Genomic DNA, 1182 nt, shown 5'->3' on the forward strand with positions numbered 1-1182 from the left:
CCCACCCACCCGTTTACTGTGGGTCGAGAAGTGGAGCACCTGAAGTGGAGGCCTGATGAGTGGCACCCCGCGTCACATCGCACCCCCCGAGCGCCGTGCCCGTCTCGCCCTCCGTCACCGCCTCGCCGCGAGCACCCGCGCCGGTACCCCCGAGGAGGTCGCCGACTCCCTGGTCGCCCTGCACGGCACGGACCCCGCGACGGTGTACCTGGCCGTCGGCGCACGCCTCGCCGACCCGGCCGGCACCGTGCCGGAGACCGCCCGCGCCCTGTACGAGGACCGCACCCTGGTCCGTATGCACGGCATGCGCCACACGGTGTTCGTGTTCCCGGCCGACCTGACCGCCGTCGTGCACGCGTCGACCGGCCTCGCCGTCGCCGCCCGTGAACGGGCCTCCCTGGTCAAGGACATGGCGAAGGCGGGGGCGCCGGACGCGGTCTGGCTGAAGGAGGTCGAGGACGCGACGCTCGCCGCGCTGGCCCGGCGCGGGCAGGCGACGGCGGCCGAACTCGCCGAGGACGAGCCGAGGTTGAGGGAACAGTGGGTGTACGCGCCCGGGAAGAACTACGAGGGCGTCCACACCCTCTCGACCCGGCTGCTGAGGGTGCTGGGGGTCGAGGGGAAGGTCGTACGGGGCCGTCCGCTCGGCGGCTGGACCTCGAACCAGCTGCGCTGGGCGGTGGCACCGGAACATCCCGAACTGGACGCCGCCGAGGCCCAGTCGACCCTGCTCCACCGCTGGCTCACGGCCTGCGGCCCGGCCACCGAGGCCGACCTGAAGTGGTGGACGGGGTGGCGGGTGACGGAGGTCCGCCGGGCACTGGCGTCGATCGGCGCGGAGCGGGTGTCCCTGGACGAGGGGGTGGGGTACGTCGCCGCCGGAGACCTCGCACCACCGACGGACCCCGCCGAACCGTGGGCAGCCCTGCTGCCCGGCCTCGATCCGACGGCGATGGCCTGGCAGTCACGGGACTGGTACCTACCGCCGGAGCTACGCCCCGCACTCTTCGACGGCAGCGGCAACGTGGGCCCGACGGTGTGGTGGAACGGACGCGTGGTGGGGAGTTGGGCACAACGACCGGACGGGGAGATCGCCTGGCGCATCCTCGACCGGACGGGCATCGACCGGGAGGCGGAGACCGCGATCGGGGTGGTGGCGGAGCGGATGCGGGGGTGGGTGGG

General features: G+C 73.7%; 1 protein-coding gene. It reads left to right on the plus strand.

Annotated features, from left to right (window positions below):
* Positions 1-55: 55 nt before the first annotated feature.
* Positions 56-1182 (plus strand): winged helix DNA-binding domain-containing protein (locus tag JHN63_RS51220; RefSeq protein ID WP_200691964.1); only part of this gene is annotated, 1127 nt, incomplete at its 3' end.

It is taken from the genome of Streptomyces sp. MBT65 (assembly GCF_016612545.1).
Classification (GTDB): Bacteria; Actinomycetota; Actinomycetes; order Streptomycetales; family Streptomycetaceae; genus Streptomyces.